21 protein-coding genes and 1 riboswitch are annotated in these 20,789 nt (G+C 32.0%); of the genes, 15 read left to right on the top strand and 6 right to left on the bottom strand.

Annotated elements, in window-relative coordinates; translation table 11 throughout:
* Positions 1–262: 262 nt before the first annotated feature.
* The gene (locus C0982_RS08815) at positions 263–475 is read left to right on the top strand and encodes a hypothetical protein (RefSeq protein ID WP_101773862.1); all 213 of its coding nucleotides are present in this window, start codon (positions 263–265) and stop codon (positions 473–475) included.
* Between the two features lie 132 nt (positions 476–607).
* Here the strand turns inward: C0982_RS08815 and C0982_RS08810 are convergent, their stop codons facing one another.
* The 3 genes from C0982_RS08810 to C0982_RS08800 all read right to left on the bottom strand — a co-directional run bounded on the left by C0982_RS08810 (position 608) and on the right by C0982_RS08800 (position 2,818).
* Positions 608–1,108, bottom strand: coding sequence for a gamma carbonic anhydrase family protein (locus C0982_RS08810; RefSeq protein WP_101773861.1), 501 nt, complete (start codon positions 1,106–1,108; stop codon positions 608–610).
* Positions 1,109–1,147: 39 nt separating this feature from the next.
* On the bottom strand, positions 1,148–2,032 hold the full coding sequence (locus C0982_RS08805; protein ID WP_180946922.1) for an alpha/beta hydrolase: 885 nt from the start codon (positions 2,030–2,032) through the stop codon (positions 1,148–1,150).
* 93 nt (positions 2,033–2,125) lie between these two features.
* The gene (locus C0982_RS08800; protein ID WP_101773859.1) at positions 2,126–2,818 is read right to left on the bottom strand and encodes a DNA alkylation repair protein; all 693 of its coding nucleotides are present in this window, start codon (positions 2,816–2,818) and stop codon (positions 2,126–2,128) included.
* A gap of 270 nt (positions 2,819–3,088) precedes the next feature.
* Positions 3,089–3,264, top strand: a riboswitch (Lysine riboswitch).
* Positions 3,265–3,437: 173 nt separating this feature from the next.
* Between C0982_RS08800 and C0982_RS08795 the strand changes: the two genes are divergently transcribed.
* The 12 genes from C0982_RS08795 (at position 3,438) to C0982_RS08740 (ending at position 16,453) form a co-directional block, all read left to right on the top strand.
* Positions 3,438–4,643 carry an aspartate kinase gene (locus C0982_RS08795; RefSeq protein WP_101773858.1) on the top strand — a complete coding sequence of 402 codons (1,206 nt, stop codon included), beginning with the start codon at positions 3,438–3,440 and terminating at the stop codon, positions 4,641–4,643.
* Positions 4,644–4,681: 38 nt separating this feature from the next.
* Entirely contained in the window at positions 4,682–5,665 is a 984-nt protein-coding gene (locus C0982_RS08790) for an aspartate-semialdehyde dehydrogenase (protein WP_101773857.1), read from the top strand.
* An 84-nt stretch (positions 5,666–5,749) separates the two neighbouring features.
* On the top strand, positions 5,750–6,658 hold the full coding sequence (dapA, locus tag C0982_RS08785; RefSeq protein ID WP_101773856.1) for a 4-hydroxy-tetrahydrodipicolinate synthase: 909 nt from the start codon (positions 5,750–5,752) through the stop codon (positions 6,656–6,658).
* Positions 6,659–7,390 (top strand): 4-hydroxy-tetrahydrodipicolinate reductase, encoded by a 732-nt coding sequence (gene dapB, locus C0982_RS08780; protein WP_101773855.1) that lies wholly within the window; start codon positions 6,659–6,661, stop codon positions 7,388–7,390.
* 15 nt (positions 7,391–7,405) lie between these two features.
* Positions 7,406–8,125, top strand: a complete 720-nt coding sequence (gene dapD, locus C0982_RS08775; RefSeq protein WP_101773854.1) for a 2,3,4,5-tetrahydropyridine-2,6-dicarboxylate N-acetyltransferase — start codon at positions 7,406–7,408, stop codon at positions 8,123–8,125.
* Positions 8,126–8,146: 21 nt separating this feature from the next.
* Positions 8,147–9,298, top strand: coding sequence for a M20 metallopeptidase family protein (locus C0982_RS08770; protein WP_101773853.1), 1,152 nt, complete (start codon positions 8,147–8,149; stop codon positions 9,296–9,298).
* A gap of 1 nt (position 9,299) precedes the next feature.
* Complete coding sequence (locus C0982_RS08765; protein ID WP_101773852.1) at positions 9,300–10,376, top strand: alanine racemase; 1,077 nt, start codon at positions 9,300–9,302, stop codon at positions 10,374–10,376.
* A 57-nt stretch (positions 10,377–10,433) separates the two neighbouring features.
* Positions 10,434–11,759: a diaminopimelate decarboxylase gene (lysA, locus tag C0982_RS08760; protein WP_242961544.1), complete on the top strand. Its 1,326-nt coding sequence runs from the start codon at positions 10,434–10,436 to the stop codon at positions 11,757–11,759.
* 211 nt (positions 11,760–11,970) lie between these two features.
* Complete coding sequence (locus C0982_RS08755; protein WP_101773850.1) at positions 11,971–13,269, top strand: homoserine dehydrogenase; 1,299 nt, start codon at positions 11,971–11,973, stop codon at positions 13,267–13,269.
* A gap of 1 nt (position 13,270) precedes the next feature.
* Positions 13,271–14,320 (top strand): threonine synthase, encoded by a 1,050-nt coding sequence (gene thrC, locus C0982_RS08750; RefSeq protein WP_101773849.1) that lies wholly within the window; start codon positions 13,271–13,273, stop codon positions 14,318–14,320.
* A gap of 10 nt (positions 14,321–14,330) precedes the next feature.
* Positions 14,331–15,233, top strand: a complete 903-nt coding sequence (gene thrB, locus C0982_RS08745) for a homoserine kinase (protein WP_101773848.1) — start codon at positions 14,331–14,333, stop codon at positions 15,231–15,233.
* A 2-nt stretch (positions 15,234–15,235) separates the two neighbouring features.
* Positions 15,236–16,453, top strand: coding sequence for an aspartate kinase (locus C0982_RS08740; RefSeq protein WP_101773847.1), 1,218 nt, complete (start codon positions 15,236–15,238; stop codon positions 16,451–16,453).
* A gap of 162 nt (positions 16,454–16,615) precedes the next feature.
* Here C0982_RS08740 and C0982_RS08735 read toward each other — a convergent pair whose 3' ends face one another.
* From C0982_RS08735 to C0982_RS08725, 3 genes are all read right to left on the bottom strand, one after another.
* Positions 16,616–17,620, bottom strand: a complete 1,005-nt coding sequence (locus C0982_RS08735) for an MBL fold metallo-hydrolase (protein WP_101773846.1) — start codon at positions 17,618–17,620, stop codon at positions 16,616–16,618.
* Positions 17,621–17,818: 198 nt separating this feature from the next.
* A complete protein-coding gene (locus tag C0982_RS08730) occupies positions 17,819–19,048 on the bottom strand; it encodes a serine hydroxymethyltransferase (RefSeq protein WP_101773845.1) in 1,230 nt (409 codons plus the stop codon).
* A 219-nt stretch (positions 19,049–19,267) separates the two neighbouring features.
* Positions 19,268–19,753 carry a hypothetical protein gene (locus C0982_RS08725; protein ID WP_101773844.1) on the bottom strand — a complete coding sequence of 162 codons (486 nt, stop codon included), beginning with the start codon at positions 19,751–19,753 and terminating at the stop codon, positions 19,268–19,270.
* Between the two features lie 196 nt (positions 19,754–19,949).
* Between C0982_RS08725 and C0982_RS08720 the strand changes: the two genes are divergently transcribed.
* Positions 19,950–20,153, top strand: coding sequence for a DUF6440 family protein (locus tag C0982_RS08720; RefSeq protein ID WP_101773843.1), 204 nt, complete (start codon positions 19,950–19,952; stop codon positions 20,151–20,153).
* Positions 20,154–20,269: 116 nt separating this feature from the next.
* The gene (locus tag C0982_RS08715) at positions 20,270–20,758 is read left to right on the top strand and encodes a hypothetical protein (RefSeq protein ID WP_101773842.1); all 489 of its coding nucleotides are present in this window, start codon (positions 20,270–20,272) and stop codon (positions 20,756–20,758) included.
* Positions 20,759–20,789: the final 31 nt, after the last annotated feature.

Raw genomic sequence — 20,789 nt, 5'->3', positions numbered from 1 at the left:
ATTACAATTTAATATAACTGTCAAATTTGCATTATTAATGTGCTTCGCTTTAAACATTATATCATTTTAAATTAATGAATAATATCTTTAAAACGAAGTATATTAATGTAACCATAATACTACTATTATATCATACTACATTTCTACCAAATCATAAATAATATTTTGCAATTACTTTAAAGAATTTCAATAAAAATCAACACTTTTATCTATAAAGTTGTATAATATATGTATAAGAACTTTTTAAGGAGTGATATTTTTTATGAGCAGAAAAGAATCCAAAAAAAATAAACCTAAAAAAAATAGATGGGTTATGAAATTTATGTTATTTGCTTTAGTACTTTTTGTTATTTCACTATTTGCAGGAAGAATAAATCCAATAATACCTAATATAATTGCTATAGTATATGTAATTTCTGGTGTATTGGTATTTTACAAAAATTTGAAAATTGATAAGGTGACCGTAAAGATATAAATAATTTGCCTATCCACTATACATATTTAAAAAGTCAATCCTCCCGCCCTAACACTACAACTGTAGTGAATGCTTATGCAGAGGATTGACTTTTTATATTTGTGAATCTATATATTTGTGTTTATATTTTTACTATTTATTTAAATAATCTTTTTTTAGTTCTAAATACGTTTTTGAGTTGTCTTCAATATATTTAATTTCTTCATCGGTAAGCTTTCTCACTGCTTTTGCTGGGGATCCTAATATCATCATTCCACTTTCAAACTTTTTATTTCCAGTAATTAGCGAACCTGCACCTATTATACAATTGTCTCCTATTTTTGCACCATCTAAAATTATAGAACCCATTCCTACAACAACATTATTACCTATTTCCGCACCATGTACTATTGCTCCATGTCCAACAGATACATTTTCCCCAATAGATATGTCTTCATCTCCGTGCAAAGAAGAACAATCCTGTATATTTGAATTATTTCCTATTTTTATTTTCATTTCATCAGCACGAACCGATGCACTAGGCCATATACTCACATTTTCCCCTAACTCAACTTCTCCTATCACGCTCGCCATTTCATCTACATAACAAGACGATGGTATTTTTGGTGATTTATCTAAGTATTTTTTTATCATTTTTACCTCCAATTTCTATTTATGTTTTATCTTTTATTTCTATTTTATTAAATTTGCCTCTATAAACGACTGTAATAAGTCAGTATATTCATCCTTATTTTTTGAAAAGGACAATCTATGACCATAATTATCCATTAATTTAAAAATCACTTTTTCTTTGTTTGCATTATAAATTTTTTGACTCTCAGCATATGGTATCATTTCATCACCTTTTGCATGTATTAACAAAACAGGTACATTAACATTTTTAATGCTCTTTACTGGTTCTACTTCATCTACTGAAATATTAGATATTTTTTCTAGTGTTTTTATTAAAATAGGATGGAAAAAAGATGGAAGTGGTGTCCAAACACCTAAGTTTTCATTTAGATAATCTCTCATACTAGAGAACGGGCTATCTGCTATTACTCCTCGCACATTATTTTGCCCCTCTGCCTGTAGTATTGATGCTACCGCACCCATTGATATTCCATATGAAAATACAGGTTTATCTGATTTTTGCTTTATAAAGCTTATTGCTTCTCTCAAATCATCTTTTTCTCTATATCCACAAGTCACGATATTTCCTTCAGATTCTCCCTCTCCAGAAAAATCAAAAGAAAGAAAATTACCGCCCATTGAGTTTATTTTTTTTACCAAATCATACATTTCAAACTCTTTACACTCTTTATTTTCAGTATATCCATGAGCAAAAACGAAATTGAATCTAGCATTTTCAGCAGGTATATACCAACCCTTTATCTTATTTCCCTTGGATGTAAACTCTACATTTTCATAATCCATACCTATAGCATTTTTCGGATTAGATTCGTTGTATGTTCTTTGAGGATTTGATAATTCATGTGCAAATTTATTGGCAATTATGCCAACGGCTACTAATACTATAATTATTAGCAATGCAAATATTATTAAAAAAGTTTTCAATTTTATTTCCTCCATATTTTTCTGAGTTTCTATAATACTATTTTTTGTTTTATAATACTATCTTTTATACTCTCTTTTTATACTATTTTTATACTACTTTTTTAAAGTCTTTAAATATTTTTTTGTATCTTCATCTATTTGTCTACTTTCTATAGCTTTTTGTATGGTCTTATTATGAACAAATTTACCTAGTTCCTTGGACTCAATAATTCCTATAGTTGCGTCATACTGCTTAATCAGTGCGAAACTTAAGTACCAAGCTATCACCATATTGATATAATACTCTTCTGTATCTATATTTGTAACAAGTTCTAGCATTTCTGGCTTAAAATTGTCATCTAAATAATTTGACAACATTATTTGAATAGCAAACCTCACTGTATATACGTGATTACTTTCAATCCATATTTTAATCTTTTCATATACCTTGTCTGGATACTTTTTAAAAGCTTTAGGTGATATCAAGTCACAGGTTGCCCAGTTATCTACGTAAGGAAGAAATAAATCAATTTTTTCAATTACAAAATCAATGTCTTTATTATTCTCCAGCAATAACCCATGCAAGTTGTACTCTTCCATATATTTATGAGGTAATATTTCTAAATATTTTTCTCCAATATCGCTTTTTACTAACTCTTTTGCTAGCTTTCTAAGAGCCGGCATTCTTACCCCTATTATCACTCCCTCATCTTTTGATGGTATTAATTTGCTAGTAAATTCCTTATATTTTAGATCTTGTAAATCAAATAATTTTTCCCGCACTATCTCTTCTACTTGATTTTCCATATGTAAGCTCCTTATCATTTATTTTTTTATTTTTATACTCTTCTATTTTTCAAAAATTTTTATTTATTCTTATCTTTATCTTTCCTTTAAAAACACAATTTTTTTTATAATTATATTTAAATATTTACAATTATTATACCACAGTCAAGTTATCAGTATAAATATAATATAAATCAGTATTTTTATTTTATTTTTAAATTTTTTTATTTTCTAAAAATACAGTCTTTACAAATATACTTTCATCATCTATAATGGAAACAATACAATCAAATACAGGATAGAGGCGCAAATGACAAGAGTACTTTCAAATAATGAGGGCAATCAGTTTGATAGGAAAGGGGATTTTGCCGAGATTATAATTGTGTTGCCTCACAATTATTTTTGGAACATGTGTTAAGAGCTATTGTTTTGTCATTATATTAAAATAATGGAGTGCTAGCCAGAACAAATGTCATTTATAGGCAAATGTGGGCTACTGCATTTGCCTTTTTTTATATAATGGAGTGCTAGCCACGTCTCGTGCATTATTATATGTTATGTGTATATTAAGGCAGATGCGGCTCGTATCTGTCTTTTTTTGTACACAAAATTATAGCAATTTTTTCGATTGGAGGTATTTATGAACAGAACAACTGTATTGAAATTTGGTGGCAGCTCAGTTAGTAGCGTCAATAAGATAAAGGAAATTTCAAAATATCTAAAAGAAAGATCTGAAAAAGGAGAAAAACTTGTTGTCGTAGTATCCGCTATGGGTGCAACTACCGATGAACTGCTGAAAAAGGTTAGTGAAATTACAGATAATCCTAACCCTAGAGAACTCGATACTCTCTTATCAATTGGAGAACAAAATACAATTTCCCTAATGTCAATTGCACTAAATGACTTGGGAGTGAAATCGAGATCTCTTACTGGGATGCAAGCCGGTATCAAAACATTCGGAAAACATACTAAAAGCAAGATCGCTGGAATAGATGTAGATTTTATTTCAAAGGAATTAGAAAAATATGATGTGCTTGTGGTAGCTGGTTTCCAAGGTTTCAATGAAAATTTTGAAATTACCACACTTGGACGTGGTGGCTCTGATACAAGTGCCGTTGCTCTAGCCGCTACAATAGGTGCTCCTTGTGAAATTTACACAGATGTCATTGGTGTATATGGCACAGATCCTAGAATTTATCCTGAGGCAAAAAAAATAAATAGAATTAGTTACGAAGAAATGTTGGAACTATCAGCTCTAGGTGCAGGTGTACTAGAACCACGTTGCGTAGAAATAGCAAAAAATTACAACGTCGCTATATATATCGCAAAAACTCTATCAGAAACGAAAGGAACTTGGATTATGGCTAATACAGATTTACTAGAAAAGAAGGTTGTTACAGGAGTCGCTTTAGACAAAGATATATTACATGTTACTTTAACTTATGTGGATGATTCTTCAAACTTTGTTGAAGAGCTATTTAATCAGCTTGACCAATATAGCATAAATATCGACATGATAAGCCAGGTTGTATTTGAAAATAGCATAAATATTTCATTTACATGTAAAGTTGATGATAAAAACGACTTAAACGAAGTAATTGACAACTTAGAAAAAGCGTTCAACGGAGTAAAGCACTCTATAAGAACTGATTTTGCTAAAATTTCCATAGTTGGATCAGGTATGAGAGATGTCAGCGGTGTAGCCGCTAGATCATTCAGAGTACTTAGCTCAAATGGAATAAAATTTTACCAAGTAACAACTTCTGAGATATCGATTTCATATGCTATCGACGGAGATAATTCCACAAAAGCAGTTACCCTGCTTTGCAAGGAATTCGACATATAAAATAAACAATAACACATATAAAAGGAGATTTAAAAAGAATGGCTAATTTTGCAATTGTTGGGGCTACAGGTCTCGTAGGAACAAAAATGATAGAACGTCTATTGGAAAGTAATTTAGAAGTTGATAATATTTACCTTATGGCTTCTTCTAGATCTGCTGGTAAAACTATTAAATTCGGAGATAGAGATATTATAGTTGAAGAGCTAACTGAAAACTCTTTTGATAAAGATATAGACTATGCATTATTCTCTGCAGGGGGGTCTACTTCACTTAAATTTGCTCCTATAGCAGAAAAAAACGGAGTAATCGTAATAGACAACTCAAGTGCTTGGAGAATGGATCCAGAAATTGACTTAATAGTACCAGAGTGTAATACTCCTTCTTTGGATAGAAAGATTATTGCAAACCCTAACTGCTCTACTATTCAATCAGTTCTACCTCTAAAGCCACTTAATGATAGATTTGGACTTAATCGTGTATCTTACACTACTTATCAAGCAGTGTCTGGTTCAGGAGTTGGAGGAATTGATGATTTAAAAAATGGTGAAAAAGGAATTGCTCCAAGCAAATACCCTCATCCAATATACAACAACGTATTACCTCATATAGATACATTCCTTGAAAATGGATATACAAAAGAAGAAATGAAGATGATTGAGGAAACAAAAAAAATATTAAATTTAGGGGATGACGTTCTCATCACTGCTACTTGCGCTAGAGTTCCAGTGTTAAACTCTCACTCAGTAGAAATAAATATTTCACTGAAAGGACCAGCTACTGTAGAAGAAGTCAGAGAAATATTGAGTAACTCTCCTGGAATAGTATTAATAGATAATCCTCAAAACAATGAATACCCTATGCCACTAAATTCTACAGGGCATGACGAAGTATTTGTAGGAAGAATTAGAAAAGACATATCTCAAGAAAATGGATTCCATATTTGGACAACAGCGGACAACATTAGAAAAGGAGCAGCTAGTAATGCTGTTCAAATAGCCGAACTTTTAGAATCGCTAAAATAAGCATAAATATCAGAGAATTTAAATCAAATTATTTTGTACAATATTTTATTTAATATAATTTTACTTTATTTAGGAGGGTTAATTATGACAACTTTATTCAACGGCGTGGCAACTGCACTCGCAACACCTATGAACTATGATTCATCAGTCGATTACGAATCATATGAAAAATTAGTTCGTTTTCAACTTGAAAGTGGAATAAATGCTTTAATCGTATCTGGTACAACTGGCGAAGGTTCTACATTGACTACGGAAGAAAAAATAGAATTATTAAAAAGAACTCAAGATATCAGAGGTGATAAATACAACTGTCCAATAATTCTTGGAACAGGATCAAATAATACTAGAGCATCTATAGAAGAAACTATTCTTGCAGAAAAGTATGGTGCAGATGCTGCGTTGATTGTTACACCTTACTATAATAAGACAAGCCAAAAGGGATTAGTTGCACACTATTTTGCTATAGCTGATGCTGTAAATATTCCTATTATACTATACAATGTTCCTGGAAGAACTGGAATGACTATAGAACCAGAAACTGTTGTAGAACTTTCTAAGCATCCAAATATAGTTGCTTTAAAGGATGCCACTGGAAGTCTAAAGTATATGGCTAAGTTAAAAGGACTTCTTGGAGAAAACAGAGACTTTAAATTGTATAGTGGCGAAGATGGAACTTTCTTTGATTTTCTTGTATATGGTGGAGATGGTGTAATTAGTGTAGTTGCAAATGCTACTCCTAAGTTATTCCTCGAAGTCTACAATCTATACAGAAATAATGAAGTGAATGCATCTAGAGATCTTCAATTAAAAATGGATCCTTTCATCGCAACTCTTTTCTCAGATGTCAGCCCTACTCCATTAAAGGCTGTATTAAAGCATATGGGCATAATGGAAGAAAATTTTAGACTTCCTTTGATACCTACAACAGATACTGTTAGAAATAATGTGATAAGAGAATATGATGTATGTAAAGAATTGGAGGTAACTCTATAAATGAAAATACTACTAAGTGGTTATGGTACTATGGGAAAAGTAGTAGAATCTTTGGCTATTGAAAGAAACCATGAAATAGTGGGAGTATTTTCAAAAATGGATATAGAAAACTCTCCTTACCCAGTTTTTAATGATGCAGAAAACCTTCCAGAATCCGATGTGATAATAGACTTCTCTCATCCTGATAATATATCTGCAATTCTGGAAAAAGCATCTTCTCATAAAACACCTATTGTAGTTGCTACAACAGGTGCAAGAGAAAAATTACAAGATTTAATGGACTCAGCTAGCAAATATTGCCCCATTTTTTTCAGCGCTAATATGAGCTACGGTGTACATGTCTTTACTGAAGCTCTAAAATTTTTGACTCCCCTGTTATCAGATGGATTTGACATTGAAATAATTGAAAAGCACCATAATAGAAAAATAGATGCACCTAGTGGAACAGCAGTCAAGCTGTTGGAAGCTATACAGTCTTCAAACGAAAAATACTATCCAATATTTGATAGATCTCAAAATGAACATAAAAGAGATGGGTTTGAAGTTGGAATGAGTGCAGTTAGAGGTGGAACAATAGTAGGTGAACACGAAGTTTTATTCGCGGGTACTGATGAAGTAATAGAAATTGTGCATAGAGCTCAATCTAAAAAAATATTCGCTGACGGAGCAATAAAAGCTGCACAAGCAATTATTGACAAACCAGCTGGATTTTACACATTCGAAAATATATAAATAGTTAGGAGAAATATGAAAAGAGATTTTTTGACATCTGAAGAAATAATAAATTATATAGCTACATCTAAAAAAACGACTCCAGTAAAAATATATTTGAAAGGCAATCTAGAGGAAATCGATTTTCCAGACAATATAAAACACTTTGGAGACAGCTACTCAAAAATAATTTTCACCGATTTAATCACTTGGGAAGATATTTTTTCAAAAAATAAATCAAATATTGAAGATTTTGTAATAGAAAACGATAGAAGAAATAGTGCAATACCTCTTCTAGATTTATCTAAAGTAAATGCAAGAATTGAGCCCGGTGCTATTATACGAGAGCATGCAGTAATAAAAGACAACGCGGTAGTGATGATGGGTGCTATTATAAACATTGGTGCTATTGTTGGAGAAGGCACGATGATCGACATGGGCGCTGTGCTAGGAGGTAGAGCCTCGACTGGAAAAAATGTACATGTCGGCGCAGGTGCTGTTTTAGCAGGAGTAGTAGAGCCCGCTAACGCAAATCCTGTAGTTGTAGACGACAATGTATTAATAGGTGCTAATGCCGTTATTCTAGAAGGTGTTAAAATAGGAAAAAATGCTGTAGTAGCTGCTGGATCTGTAGTTACAGAGGATGTCCCAGAGAACTCTGTGGTTGCCGGAGTTCCTGCAAAGGTAATTAAAAGAACTAATGAAGTCGACAGCTCTAAAATAAGCATTATAGATGCTCTAAGAAATCTTGACTAAAACAAATGGAGGCAATTTATTATGTTGGCAACGACTTTAGAAGAATTAAAAACCTGGCGTAGGAATATACACTCTAATCCTGAGCTTTCGCAAGAAGAATATAAAACATCATCGTATATAAGAGATGAACTATCAAAAATGGGATTAGACTACGAGACTCCTATGGATACAGCTACTATCTCTGTAATAGACGGAAATAGTGATACATCTATATTGCTAAGAGCAGATATAGATGCATTACCAATAAAAGAACTTGTAAATGTAGATTATAAATCAAAAAATGATGGAGTTATGCATGCCTGTGGACATGATGCTCATGCTAGTATGCTGTTAGCTACTGTAAAAGAGCTTATTGCACTTAGAGATGAAGGCTTATTAAAAATAAATGTAGTAATAGTATTTCAACCCTCTGAAGAATCTTTTGGAGGTGCTAACGTCCTAGTGGAAAAATACGACTTCAAAAAACATAATATAATTGCTTCGTTTTCTATTCATGTAAGTCCGGATTTTGATGAAGGTACTATTGCTTCCAAAAAAGGTCCTATAATGGCTAGCTGCAATGAATTCCTTGTGGATATAAATGGCAAGTCATCTCATGTAGGTCTAAAATATCGAGGCATTGATGCAATAAATGCTGCATTGCAAGTATACCAACAATTTGTGACAATCCCTATGTATAGCTTAAATAGCAATAATACAAATGTTTTGCACATCGGAATATTAAATGCTGGGGAAGTAATGAATTCAGTTCCTTCAACAGCACATTTGGAGGGTACAATTAGAACATACTCCTCTGAAGATCTGAGCTTTACTAAAAAAAGAATGAAAGAGATTTGTGAAGGTCTTTCTCTATCAACAAGGTGTGAAATAAACTTAAATCTAAGAGAAGGTTACCCTGCAGTTTTAAATGATGACTCGCTAATAAATTTATCAAAATTAGCAGCAAAAAAAGCAAACATAGAATTTGTTGAAATAAATGAATCATATCTTCTAGGTGAAGACTTTTCATTTTTTTCAGAGATATCACCGATATGTTTTGCATTTATCGGAGTTAGAAATGAAGAACTAGATTTTACAAATGGGCTCCATACTCCCCTATTTCAATTAAGAGAAGAAGCTCTAGTGCATGGAGTTGATTACTTTGTAGAAATAGTGAAAGGATATTGTTTATAATATGGAAAATGCAACTTTAGAATTCGACTTAAAATCTGTTTATAAAAATACAAAATATGTGCTTGATAACGCGAATAACAGCCTAATAGCTGTAGTAAAAAATAACGCCTACAACTTTGGATTATCCATTGCTGTGAATACCTTTTATAAGGCAGGTGTAAGAGTATTTGCAACAACATCATTGCAAGATTGTATATCCATTAAAAAATTATATTCAGATGTCGAAGTTCTGTTGTTAAATCCTACAACTGAATTTGATACACTGAGAGAGTATGACATTAGTTGTACTCTCCCATCTTTTAATTTTATTAAAAACCATTTTGAAAATATGCACAGTATAAAATGGCATCTAGAATGGGCTGGTTTGATGCGTAGATCTGGATGTAGAAACGAAGAAGAATTATGTCAAGCACTGAAATTTGCAAAGCAGAAAAAAATAAATATTTCTGGGCTTTGGACACACTTTTCATACGCTGATACTTTTGATAAAAATAACACATATGAAATCGAAAAAAATAATTGGATAAGCATTAGAGAAAAATCAAAAACCTTACACCAATTTGAATATATACATTCTCAAAACAGCGCATCTTTTATGAGAGATGGCAAATTTGAAGGAGATACACACATTAGGCCCGGAATTATTTTATACGGTTGCTTGCCATATAGTTCTTGTCCAGTGAAAAACATACTTCATAGCATTACTTTAAGCGCTCATGTAGTATCTATTATACATCTAGAAAAAGGAGAATCCATAGGCTATTGTTCCTCTTTTATTGCAGATAGCTCCGTAAGCGTGGCCGTAATAAATATCGGATATGGAGACGGTATATTAAGATCTAGATCGATTGGAAATGATGTAGAAATAAATAAAAAAAGATATAAAATTGTATCTTTCATGATGAGTCACTTAGTTGTTGAAATCGACAACAATGTAATGCTTGATGATACTGTATATTTGTACTCTAGCTCAATACCTATTCACGAATTTACATTTAAGGGAATCGGTGCTAATTCTGAGCAGATATCAGCACTAAATCACAATACCTTAAATATCACTTATAAAAACGAACTATAATCATAAATCATAAAAATAGTTACTTACTCATAAAATAAAAGGAACTATAATCATAAAATGATTACTTACTACAGAAAGGATTATATTATGCAACTACACGGAACAGCAAAAATAAACACAAAAAATCACCTTGAAATCGGTGGTGTCGACACGCTAGATCTTGTCGAAAAATACAATACTCCTCTTTTCGTTTATGACGAAGAACTTATTAGAAATCAGTGCAAAAGATTCCATGAAATTTTGAGTTCATCCGGCCTAGATTACCATGTATCATATGCGTGCAAAGCATTCATATGCAAAGAACTCGTTAGAATAATGCAGCAAGAAAATATGGGGCTGGATGTAGTTTCAAGTGGAGAACTTTTTAACGCTCTTTCTGCCGATTTTCCAAGTGAAAAAATTCACTTTCATGGAAATAATAAAACTGATGAAGAAATCCACTACGCTCTTTTAAGCGATGTCGGATGCTTTGTAATAGACAGCTTTTCTGAAATAGAAAGACTGAATAAAATAGCTGGTGAAGTGAACAAAACTCCAAACTGTCTACTTAGGATTACTCCAGGCGTTGAGGCTCATACTCATAAATTTATAACTACAGGTAACACAGACTCAAAGTTTGGGCTAAGTATAGATAACTCACAAGCATATGATGCAATTAAGGAAATACTTTCTTCACCAAATTTAAATCTTATTGGAATTCACTTCCACATAGGTTCTCAAATTTTTGGTACAGATGGATATAATGAGGCTATAAAAAAGACTTTTGTATGGTTGAAAAAACTTCAAAAAGAACTTTCATTCACTGTAAAAGTAATAAATATAGGGGGAGGTTTTGGAATCAGATACACTGAAGAAGATCTATCCTACCCTATAGAAAATGCAGTAAACGAAATTGTAAAATCTTTAAAAGAAGCTGCTAAACATCAAAATCTATCTATCCCTCAGCTGTGGCTAGAACCAGGTAGATCGATAGTCGGAGAAGCAGGATATACACTTTATAAAATTGGAACTATAAAAGAGATTCCTGAAGTTCGTACTTATGTATCAGTGGATGGTGGAATGAGCGATCATTTGCGAACAGCTCTCTATGGTGCAAAATATGAAGTATCTCTTGCAAATAGAATGAATGATACACCTAATAAATTAGTAACTATTGCTGGAAAATGCTGCGAATCTGGTGACATTATAGCCTATGATGTCAAACTTCCAGAATGTAAAATCGATGATATAGCAGTCGTAGGTTGCACTGGAGCTTATCACTATTCGATGGCATCTAACTACAATCAAATGAGAAAACCTGCTGTTGTTTTTGTGAAAAATAATGATTCAAAACTAGCTATAAAAAGAGAATCTCTTGAAGACTTAATTAAAAATCAGGTCTAAGCATACAAAGTTTCAATAAATTCTTAGAATTTAAATTTGCTTATCCTTTTTTGTTTAATTTATAAGAAAAACTTTTTTTTAAAATTTTCCTATTGTAACCTCATCAGTTTAATGTTACAATATCCCTTAAATAAAGTTTCAAATGTCTGAAAATAATACTAATTTAAAACTTTTCAGTCAAAATTATATCTAGACAAAGGAGGATTTGCAAGTGAAACAACTAAAAGTAGGAATATTTGGGTTTGGTACGGTAGGCTCCGGAACCATAGAGATACTTATGACCAACTCCGAAATAATTGAAAAACAAGCTGGTTGTCCTATAACCATAAAAAAGATTTGTGTCAAAAATATGGGCAAAAAACGCTCCTTTGACATAGATAAAAGTATGCTGACTGATAAAACAAGCGACATTATAGAAGACCCTGAAATAGATATTGTAGTCGAAGTAATGGGAGGAATTGAAGAAGCTAGATCCATAATAGAATCTTCATTTCGGAAAGGTAAACATGTAGTTTCAGCTAATAAAGATCTGATTTCCCTCTACGGAAAAGAATTATCTGATTTAGCCAAAGAAAACAATTGCCATTTCTTTTATGACGCTGCCGTAGCTGGCGGTATTCCCATTTTAAGATCATTACAATTCGCCTTATCTGGAAATAAAATCAATAAAATAGGCGGAATTATCAACGGTTCAACTAATTACATTCTAACTAGAATGGAAGTCGAAAAATTATCACTAGAAGAAATTGTCGAAGATGCAAAAGCATTAGGATTTTTAGAAGAAGACCCTTCTGCAGACCTTGAAGGTCTTGACGCAGCTAGAAAGTGTGCCATTCTTGCAAGCATCGGATTTCATTCTCTAGTAACATCAAATCAAGTATACGTATCAGGAATAAATAAAATCACCCTCGAAGACATTGAATATGCAGATAGCTTAGGATATAAAATTAAATTATTAGCTGTTGCCGAAAACCTTGATGAAGGTATTGTGGTAAGAGTGCACCCTGCTCTAATTGAAAAAGAGCATCCTTTGGCATCCGTATTATACGAATTCAACGCAGTGTATGTAGTTGGTGATAAAGTTGGGCAGACAATGTTTTATGGAAAAGGAGCTGGAGCTCTTCCTACAGGATCATCAGTAGTGAATGACATTATATCTGTATCTAAGAATATTCTCTTTGAAAACAAACCTGAACTAGCTTATGATTTTTACGAAAATAAGGAAGTTTTATCATTAAAAAATCTTTCATTTTCGTATTATATGAGACTTTTATTTGAACACGATAATAATTCTGTATCAAATATAATTAAGTCACTTGAGTTTTATAATATACCAATATATTCTATAAACCAGTGGCAAAAAGAAATAGATGGCAAACAATACGACGAATTTGTTATTATTACAAACTCTTGTAGAGAACTTAATTTAGAAAGAGCTGTCGAGGAAATCGATATGCTTCCAAATGTATCATTACCTACAAGAGTAATTAGAATAGAAAGAGGTTTATAATATGGCTTGGCAAGGACTATTAAACGAATACAAAAAATATTTACCAATAAATGAAAATACTCCACTCGTTTCACTATACGAGGGAAATACACCTTTAATAAAAAGTGTTAATTTAAGTAAAGATCTAGGAATAAATTTATATTTCAAATATGAAGGTCTAAACCCTACTGGTTCATTCAAAGATAGAGGCATGGTCATGGCAATCGCCAAAGCCATTGAAGATGGTTCAAATACCATTATGTGTGCAAGTACTGGTAATACTTCAGCATCTGCCGCAGCTTATGGCGCTAGATATGGATTAAAAACAATAGTTCTTATTCCAGACGGTCAAATTGCAATGGGAAAAATGGCTCAAGCTCTTCAATATGGTGCGGAAGTAGTTGCAATAAAAGGAAATTTTGATGATGCTTTGAATTTAGTAAAAGACATTACAAGCACTCACCCTATTACTTTAGTGAATTCACTAAATCCTTATAGAATAGAAGGCCAAAAAACAAGTGCTTTTGAAATATCTGATGCTCTTGGTGATGCACCAGATTATCTATCTATCCCTGTTGGAAACGCTGGTAATATAACTGCTTATTGGAAAGGATTTAAAGAATACAAAGATAATAATTTAATCACTAAACTGCCAATAATGAAAGGATACCAAGCAAAAGGGGCTTCTCCAATTGTTGAAAATAAAATTTTTGAAAATCCTGAAACTATAGCAACAGCTATAAGAATTGGAAATCCCGCATCTTGGAACTCAGCATTAAATGCTAGAGATGAATCAGGGGGATCAATACAAGCTGTTACAGATGAAGAAATTTTAAAAGCATATCAAATTTTATCAAACCAAGAAGGTATTTTTGCAGAACCAGCTTCTGCAGCATCATTAGCAGGAATTATAAAATCTGTAGCAAATGGAGAAATAAAAAAAGGATCTACCGTAGTATCTATTCTGACAGGAAATGGTTTAAAAGATCCAGGAACTTGTCTAGAATTATCTAAAAAACCAAAGACTATACCTGGAACTCTTGAAGATGTTCTAAAAATAATAGAAGGGTAGGAAGTCATATATGTTTAAAGTTTTAGTACCAGCCACTACTGCCAACCTTGGTCCAGGATTTGACTCATTGGGCATGGCTCTTACAAAATATTCAACTTATGAATGCGAACTAAACGATAATATAGATATTCAAATTGAAGGTATTGAGAAAGAAAAATTGAATGTAGAAAACAACTTGGTTGTAAACTCTATGAATAAATTATTTGATTATGTGGGAAAATATCCAACAGGATACACTCTAAAAATAAACAATGGCATTCCAATGGCAAGAGGGCTTGGATCTAGTGCCTCTGCCATAGTTGGTGGACTTATCGTAGCAAATGAATTAGTAGGTAATCCTCTTGGAAAAGAAGAACTATTAAATTTAGCAACTGAAATAGAAGGTCACCCAGATAACGTTGCTCCAGCACTTTTGGGAGAATTAATTTTATCTACAAAAACATCTGATGGAAAAGTTATATATAGAAGTATCAAACCATTTGAGGATTTACGTTGTGTAGTTTTCATACCTGAGTACGAAGTTTCTACTAAAGACTCTAGAGAAGTACTACCTGAATATATTTCAATGGAAGATACTGTTCACAACAGTTCTCATCTAGGTCTTCTGATAATGGGATTTTTGACTGGTGATAAAGAATTAATAGGTATTACTATGGATGATAGAATACATGAACCTTATAGAAAGGTATTAATTAAGAAATTTGACGAATTTAAAAAAGCTGCTCTAGATGCCGGAGCTTTTGCATTTTCTCTAAGCGGTTCTGGTTCTACTATTATTGCATATTGCTCTGAAAGCGAAAGCAATATGGTATGCGAGGCAATGCAAAATCTAGCTAATAAATCAAATATAGCTGGTGTTGCATCTGTTCTAGAGCCTTGTGTAAATGGTCCAATATATGAGAGAGGTGACTAAAAATGAGTATAATTGTTCAAAAGTATGGAGGTAGCTCTCTAGCTGATGATGAAAAAATAATGAGAGTTGCAAAAAGAATAGTCGATGCAAAAAGAGATGGAAATCAAATAGTTGCAATAGTATCCGCTATGGGAAAAACTACAGATTACCTTATTTCTATGGCAGAAAAAATTACATCTTCACCTCCAAAACGTGAAATGGATAGACTGCTATCCACTGGTGAACAGATATCTATGTCTCTTCTAGCAATGGCAATACACAAGTTAGGAGAAAACGTAGTATCATTGACCGGACCTCAAGCCGGAATTATTACTGACTCTAGCTACAACAAAGCTAAAATTATAAAAATAGTTTCTCATAGACTTCTAAATGAATTAGAAAATGATAATATAATAATAGTCGCTGGATTCCAGGGAGAAACTGAAAATCATGACATAGCAACACTTGGTAGAGGTGGTTCCGATACATCTGCAGTTTCAATAGCTGCTGCACTTAAAGCAAACCTGTGCGAAATATTTACAGATGTAGATGGAATTTATGCATGTGACCCAAGAATTGTACCAAACGCAAAAAAATTAAAGATTGTATCTTATGATGAAATGGCTGAATTGTCAATTTTAGGAGCGAAGGTATTACACCCTCGTTCGGTGACCGTAGCAAAAACACATGGCGTCACAATACACGTAAGATCTAGTTTTAACCATAATATAGGAACTGTTGTAAAGGAGGTATCTTCTGTGGAGAGAGAAGGTCTAATAACTGGAATTGCCCATGATTTTAATGTAGCTAAGGTGGTTGTATTCGGTGTACCTGATACACCTGGTATTGCTTCTTTAATATTTACTGAACTAGCAAACGCAGATATTAATATACATATGATAGTGCAAAGTGCACAAATTGGTAATAAAAACGATATAGCATTCACATGCTCACTGGAAGATGCTGAAGAAGCTAGAAAAATTCTTCAAAAAGTATCTGATGAAATCGGTGCTGAAAGAGTTCTTGTAGATGAGAGTTTAGCAAAGGTCAGCATAGTTGGTTCTGGAATGACTACACATTCTAATATAGCTGCGCGTATGTTTGGAGCTTTGGCTAAAGCTGGAGTAAATATAGATATGATTGGTACATCAGAAATCACTATTTCGGTAGTTGTAAAATCTTCTGACTGTGGAGATGCTGTAAAAACTTTAGCTAGCGAATTCAAGTTAACATCATTCTAATAAATTATTTATTATAATTAGGATGCTTTTATCAATATTATTTAATCAAAGAATAGAGAGCTGTTATTTTAACAGCTCTCTATTTGCATTTATATACTATATATACATTTTTTATTTAAATTTACTTCTGTTTATTTATATTACTTTTATCTATTTTTTATATTAAAACCATTCTTTTTCATACTTCGGATTTACCTTTTTGAAATATAGAGTTCCATTTCTGTTTTCTCTTTTTACATTTCCAGTAAATACTAAATGTTCTACGTGTGACATAGTTTCTCCTGATGCAAAAAACTTCTGGGCAGCAGGGAAATCATCCCAAGAATCAGCCTTAATTCTCCAAGAAATTCTAGGTGAAATTTCTCTAATTACGTACTCTTCGCCTTCTTCCATAGCATCCAATATCTCTTGTAATCTATCAATATGATGTGCCACTAATTCATCAATTCTTTTCCTATAATCAGTTATCATAGATCTATGTGTTGAAAAACAATGTTCTATATCTTCTCCACGTAGTCTCAGCAAAGTACTAATATACGTACCTAATATATCTCCATATTCAAATCCCCAAAAAGTAATATTCGGTGTGATTCTATTTAATATTGTATCTCCACAAAACAGTAGTTTATGGTTTTTTTCAATTAACCCTATATGTCCTGGAGTATGACCTTTTAAATCTGCAACTTCAAACTCATAATCACCAGTCTTTATTATATCACCTGGCTCTACGTATTTTATATCAATAGCGTGAGACAATCTATATAGGTATCCTGGATTATCTGTAACGTTTATCTCGTCTTCAGATATTCCAAATAACTGTAACAATTCGCCCATTAAATTCCAGTATTTCCCCTTAGCCATATTGTTTACACTCTCTCCATCAAGCTTACTTGCATATACATCACATCCTGCATCTGCAAACATTGCAGCAAGACCTGTATGATCGGAATGAAGATGAGTTAAAAAAAGAGAAGTATCTTCTACTTTAAGGCCTAACTCTTTCAAGCCTTGAATCATTGATTCTTTTGATTCTTCCATATTATATCCTGTATCAAGAACCAAAGCTTTTTCTTTGTCTTTGATAACATAGATATTTATTGCTTTTAAAGGGCTATCTGGGAGAACAACAGGAAAACTATACACATTTTTATACAATTCAGTTACCATTTGATCACTACCTTTCTTTATTTGTGCTAACACAACTCTTAGAATATTTTAATATATAAGTGCTATTGCTAAATGCCAATCAAAACAAAAAACCCTTAATCTAATTTTAACATATTATCTGCAAGTTAAAACAGTTTAAGGATTTTTTATTTAAATATTTATTTATTTCAAAATAATAGAATTCTCCTTATTTGGATATTAATATGCTAGTGGAAATCTTTCTGTTAAATCTAACACAATTTCACGAGCCTTATCAATATTTTTATCAGTTATAACTAAGTCCATTGCCTCTGCAATTTTCACCATTTCTTCTTCTTTCATACCTCTTGTTGTAATAGCTGGAGTACCGATTCTTATTCCGCTTGTCTGTACAAAGCTTGCAGTGTCAAAAGGTATAGAGTTCTTATTTACAGTTATATAAGCTTCATCTAATAGTGTTTCTGCGTCTTTTCCTGATATATTTTTTGATACAAGGTTCACTAATATCAAGTGGTTATCTGTTCCACCTGAAACTAAGTCAAAACCTCTCTTTTTCAATTCATCTGCCAAAACAGCTGCATTTTTTACAACTTGCTTTTGATATTCTTTAAAGTCATCTTGTAGAGCTTCCTTAAAACAAACTGCTTTTGATGCAATTATATGTTCTAAAGGACCTCCTTGTATTCCAGGGAAAATGGCTTTATCAATCTTAGCAGCATGCTCTTTTTTGCATAAAATCAAACCACCTCTTGGACCTCTAAGTGTCTTATGAGTTGTACTAGTAACAAAGTCAGCATAAGGACAAGGATTATTATGAAGCCCAGCTGCTACCAATCCTGCGATATGAGCCATATCTACCATAAAATAAGCGTCTATTTCTTTTGCAATTTCAGATATTCTTTTAAAATCAATTTCTCTAGAATAAGCACTTGCACCTGCTACTATCATTTTAGGTTTTTCAGCTAAAGCAATTTCTCTCAATTTATCATAGTCTATTGTTTCAGTTTCCTTATCTACTCCATACGCCAAGAAATTGTAATTAACTCCTGATATATTTACTGGAGATCCGTGTGTAAGATGTCCACCCTGTGATAAATCCATACCTAATACTTTATCTCCATAATTTAAAAATGCAAAATATACGGCTTGATTTGCTTGAGATCCTGAATGAGGCTGAACATTTGCATGTTCTGCTCCAAAAATCTTTTTAACTCTTTCTATTGCAGTATTTTCCATCTCATCTACAAATTCACACCCACCATAATATCTCTTTCCTGGATATCCTTCTGCATATTTATTAGTAAAATAACTACCCATTGTTTCCATAACAGCTTGTGAAACAACATTTTCAGATGCAATTAACTCAATGTTTCTCTGCTGTCTATTGTATTCCTTTTCTAATATTGCATGTATTTCTGGATCATTCTTCTTTAAACTTTCAAATTTCATAATATCATCCTCCTAAAAAATTTTATACGAACATTCAAAGCCCTATCGCTATGAATATATTATACCATATTTCATTAAAAATTCATTCAATTCCAATTCTTTATTTTTAGAATTTTATGTATATTACCTTTATACCTCATGATTTAAAAAAACAAACAAAAAAGACTCAATAATTTTGAGTCTTTTAAAAAAATCTGAACTTTATTCAATAAAACGAGCTTAAGATACCTCTTTTTTAAATCCATCATAATAGTTTTGAGGTATATTCATTTTATATTTATCTACTAATTCTATTATTGCTTTTGCTCTTTTATTGCTTCCTTCATTATATAATTCGTCTGCTTTAGATTGATCTTCCTCAGCTAGAGATTTTTTTTGAAGCTCAAGAGACTCTATATATTCATTAGCTATTTTTTTTAGATTATCATCTTTAAAATTTGCATTTGAATACTCCTTTACTTGAGATAGTTCAACTCTTATCGATTCCGCAAATAGTTCGGCTATTTTAGCTCCATCGTCATTTTGCTCTGCCTTCTTATATTCTTCTCCATCTAATATTGTCCATCTTGCAGTCAATCCGTTTTGTACGCTTTCGATAAAATTTATATCTGTACGATTTTCTACTTTTACATCACTCGCCTCATTACACCCTGACAATGTCATTAATAATACAAAACAAGTCAATATGCTAAATATTTTTTTCATTCTCTCACTCCTTTTTATTAGTATTATAATTACATTATCTATGTATGCATGATTTATGTCAAATATTTATAAAAACATAAAATCTTTTAATTATACGTAAACACTCCTCTAAAATATTTAACTCAATTGCAAACGTTTTAAATTGGTGCTATTATTAGTATTATACAAAACTAAAATCACTAAATGGAGGTGCGATATGGCAAAAAAGGAAAAAAGATTTGTAAATAGTTATTATCAAGGCAAATTTGAATCAGTCGAAATATGGGTTGATAAAGTCACAGGAGTTAACTATCTTTATATAGCTCAAGGACAAGGTGGCGGCCTTACACCTCTACTAGATTCAAATGGAAACCCAATTGTATCAACAAAAGGAGAAATTGCACAATTAGAAGAAGACTAATAATGAACGTTTGAGGATAACACTTTATTGTGTTATCCTTTTTAATTATATATATATTTTTTATGCTATAATAAAAGTATGAATATTCAGTTTTTTAACCAAGGAGGTTGATTAAAATGAAAAAAAATTCTATTCCTACAATATTATCCATTATTTTGATACCGTTAATATTTATCGCAAATCTATACATCATCCCTTACGTAAAAGATTATGCAAATAGAGAATATGACACTTATGCTTTGCTAATAACGACAATTTCTGCCATGATTATTCTATGCTTTTTAGCAGGATTTTTTCTATCAAGAGCTATTGGGCTTCAAATTCCTAACAAAAAAACAGCTAAAATAGTTCATATAGGTGCATTTTCACTGCTAATACTTCAATTATTTATATATCTTCTATATTGGAGTGCCGCCTTAATTGGTCCTACACTATATAATATAGTGTCTAATTTCTTCCAGTTATTTTCTAATAATATTTTGATTGAAATCATCATGCTCTCAGAATCTAGTGCTATACAAATTGCTTGTGGTATTTTGTTTGGAGCAAAATATGTTGATTCTCAAAAAAGTATTGAAAACAATAATTCTGACAGCGACAAATAAAATTTATCACTTCATCCATACAAAAAACACC

The organism is Peptostreptococcus faecalis, from assembly GCF_900240845.1.
GTDB classification, from domain to species: domain Bacteria; phylum Bacillota; class Clostridia; order Peptostreptococcales; family Peptostreptococcaceae; genus Peptostreptococcus; species Peptostreptococcus faecalis.
The sequence above is the reverse complement of the archived record's forward strand: the minus strand, read 5'-3'. Positions and strand labels throughout refer to the sequence as shown.